This window comes from Mangrovactinospora gilvigrisea (assembly GCF_001879105.1).
In the GTDB taxonomy this organism is placed as follows: Bacteria; Actinomycetota; Actinomycetes; order Streptomycetales; family Streptomycetaceae; genus Mangrovactinospora; species Mangrovactinospora gilvigrisea.
This window is the reverse complement of record NZ_MLCF01000158.1, coordinates 1-3,330: the sequence shown is the minus strand read 5'-3', so window position 1 is coordinate 3,330 and position 3,330 is coordinate 1. Positions and strand designations below refer to the sequence as shown.

General features: G+C 58.4%; 2 rRNA genes. Both read right to left on the bottom strand.

The annotated features are described in order from the left end of the window. Positions 1–4: 4 nt before the first annotated feature. Positions 5–121, bottom strand: a 5S ribosomal RNA gene (gene rrf, locus BIV57_RS22180). A 48-nt stretch (positions 122–169) separates the two neighbouring features. Continuing rightward, positions 170–3,275 (bottom strand): 23S ribosomal RNA (locus tag BIV57_RS22175). Between the last annotated feature and the right edge of the window lie 55 nt (positions 3,276–3,330).

Below are 3,330 nucleotides of genomic sequence, written 5' to 3'. Positions count from 1 at the left end.
AAAAGTCCGGCGGCGTCCTACTCTCCCACGCGGTCCCCCACGCAGTACCATCGGCGCAACAAGGCTTAGCTTCCGGGTTCGGAATGTAACCGGGCGTTTCCCTCGTGCTATAACCACCGGAACACAACGGGATCGTTGTCCCAGAACCACACAGTGAACGCGAGCAGCAGTGGACAAGCCCTCGGCCTATTAGTACCGGTCAGCTCCACCCCTCACAGGGCTTCCACACCCGGCCTATCAACCCGGTCGTCTACCGGGAGCCTTAACCCCTCAAAGGGGGCGGGAGTCCTCATCTCGAAGCCGGCTTCCCACTTAGATGCTTTCAGCGGTTATCCATTCCGAACGTAGCCAACCAGCCGTGCTCTTGGCAGAACAACTGGCACACCAGAGGTCCGTCCGTCCCGGTCCTCTCGTACTAGGGACAGCCCTTCTCAAGACTCCTACGCGCACAGCGGATAGGGACCGAACTGTCTCACGACGTTCTAAACCCAGCTCGCGTACCGCTTTAATGGGCGAACAGCCCAACCCTTGGGACCAACTCCAGCCCCAGGATGCGACGAGCCGACATCGAGGTGCCAAACCATCCCGTCGATATGGACTCTTGGGGAAGATCAGCCTGTTATCCCCGGGGTACCTTTTATCCGTTGAGCGACGGCGCTTCCACAAGCCACCGCCGGATCACTAGTCCCAGCTTTCGCTCCTGCTCGACCCGTCAGTCTCACAGTCAAGCTCCCTTGTGCACTTACACTCACCACCTGATTGCCAACCAGGCTGAGGGAACCTTTGGGCGCCTCCGTTACTCTTTGGGAGGCAACCGCCCCAGTTAAACTACCCACCAGACACTGTCCCTGATCCGGATCACGGACCCAGGTTAGACATCCAGCACGACCAGAGTGGTATTTCAACAGCGACTCACCGATGGCTGGCGCCACCGTTTCACAGTCTCCCACCTATCCTACACAAGCCGAACCGAACACCAATATCAAGCTATAGTAAAGGTCCCGGGGTCTTTCCGTCCTGCTGCGCGAAACGAGCATCTTTACTCGTAGTGCAATTTCACCGGGCCCGTGGTTGAGACAGTCGAGAAGTCGTTACGCCATTCGTGCAGGTCGGAACTTACCCGACAAGGAATTTCGCTACCTTAGGATGGTTATAGTTACCACCGCCGTTTACTGGCGCTTAAGTTCTCAGCTTCACCGCACCGAAGTACGACTAACCGGTCCCCTTAACGTTCCAGCACCGGGCAGGCGTCAGTCCGTATACATCGCCTTACGGCTTCGCACGGACCTGTGTTTTTAGTAAACAGTCGCTTCTCGCTGGTCTCTGCGGCCACCACCAGCTACCGAGTGCAAGACTCGTCACCAGCAATGGCCCCCCTTCTCCCGAAGTTACGGGGGCATTTTGCCGAGTTCCTTAACCACGGTTCACCCGAACGCCTCGGTATACTCTACCTGACCACCTGAGTCGGTTTAGGGTACGGGCCGCACCAGTCCTCGCTAGAGGCTTTTCTCGACAGCATAGGATCATCCACTTCACCGCAATCGGCTCGGCATCAGGTCTCACCCTCATGGAGGACGGATTTGCCTATCCTCCGGGCTACACCCTTACCCCGGGACAACCACCGCCCGGGCTGGACTACCTTCCTGCGTCACCCCATCGCTCACCTACTACCGAATCGGGCCACCGGCTCCACCCAAACACACCTCCCGAAGGAAGTGAGGGGCTTCACGGGCTTAGCATCCTCGGATTCAATGCTTGTCGGCCTGGCACGGGTACGGGAATATCAACCCGTTGTCCATCGACTACGCCTGTCGGCCTCGCCTTAGGTCCCGACTTACCCTGGGCGGATCAACCTGCCCCAGGAACCCTTGGTCAATCGGCGCCAGAGTTTCTCACTCTGGAATCGCTACTCATGCCTGCATTCTCACTCGCGCACCGTCCACCACACCCTCACAGGGCGGCTTCACCCAGATGCGCGACGCTCCCCTACCCAACCAGCTTGCGCTGGCTGACACGGCTTCGGCGGTGTACTTGAGCCCCGCTACATTATCGGCGCAGAATCACTAGACCAGTGAGCTATTACGCACTCTTTCAAGGGTGGCTGCTTCTAAGCCAACCTCCTGGTTGTCTTCGCGACTCCACATCCTTTCCCACTTAGCACACGCTTAGGGGCCTTAGCCGATGCTCTGGGCTGTTTCCCTCTCGACAACGAATCTTATCACCCGCTGTCTCACTGCCGCGCTTCACTTACCGGCATTCGGAGTTTGGCTAAGGTCAGTAACCCGGTAGGGCCCATCGCCTATCCAGTGCTCTACCTCCGGCAAGAAACACACGACGCTGCACCTAAATGCATTTCGGGGAGAACCAGCTATCACGGAGTTTGATTGGCCTTTCACCCCTACCCACAGGTCATCCCCCAGGTTTTCAACCCTGGTGGGTTCGGTCCTCCACGCGCTCTTACACGCGCTTCAACCTGCCCATGGGTAGATCACTCCGCTTCGGGTCTTGAGCGCGCGACTATGATCGCCCTATTCGGACTCGCTTTCGCTACGGCTTCCCCACACGGGTTAACCTCGCCACGCACCGCAAACTCGCAGGCTCATTCTTCAAAAGGCACGCAGTCACGACCGGTCAGCAAGCTGACCGGCGACGCTCCCACGGCTTGTAGGCACACGGTTTCAGGTACTCTTTCACTCCGCTCCCGCGGTACTTTTCACCATTCCCTCACGGTACTATCCGCTATCGGTCACCAGGGAATATTTAGGCTTAGCGGGTGGTCCCGCCAGATTCACACAGGATTTCTCGGGCCCCGTGCTACTTGGGAACACCACAGAGAGCCAACGCAAATTCGTCTACGGGGGTCTTACCCTCTACGCCGGGCCTTTCGCATGCCCTTCGACTTTCACGCCGGTTGGTAACTCCCTGCCAGGCCGGCAGACCTGACTTGTGGGTCCCACAACCCCGATCACGCAACCCCTGCCGGGTATCACACGCAATCGGTTTGGCCTCATCCGGTTTCGCTCGCCACTACTCCCGGAATCACTGTTGTTTTCTCTTCCTGCGGGTACTGAGATGTTTCACTTCCCCGCGTTCCCTCCACACTGCCTATGCGTTCAGCAGCGGGTGACAGCCCATGACGACTGCCGGGTTTCCCCATTCGGACACCCCCGGATCACAGCTCGGTTGACAGCTCCCCGGGGCCTATCGCGGCCTCCCACGTCCTTCATCGGTTCCTGGTGCCAAGGCATCCACCGTGCGCCCTTAAAAACTTGGCCACAGATGCTCGCGTTCACTGTGTAGTTCTCAAACAACGACCCGTCGAGAACGGGA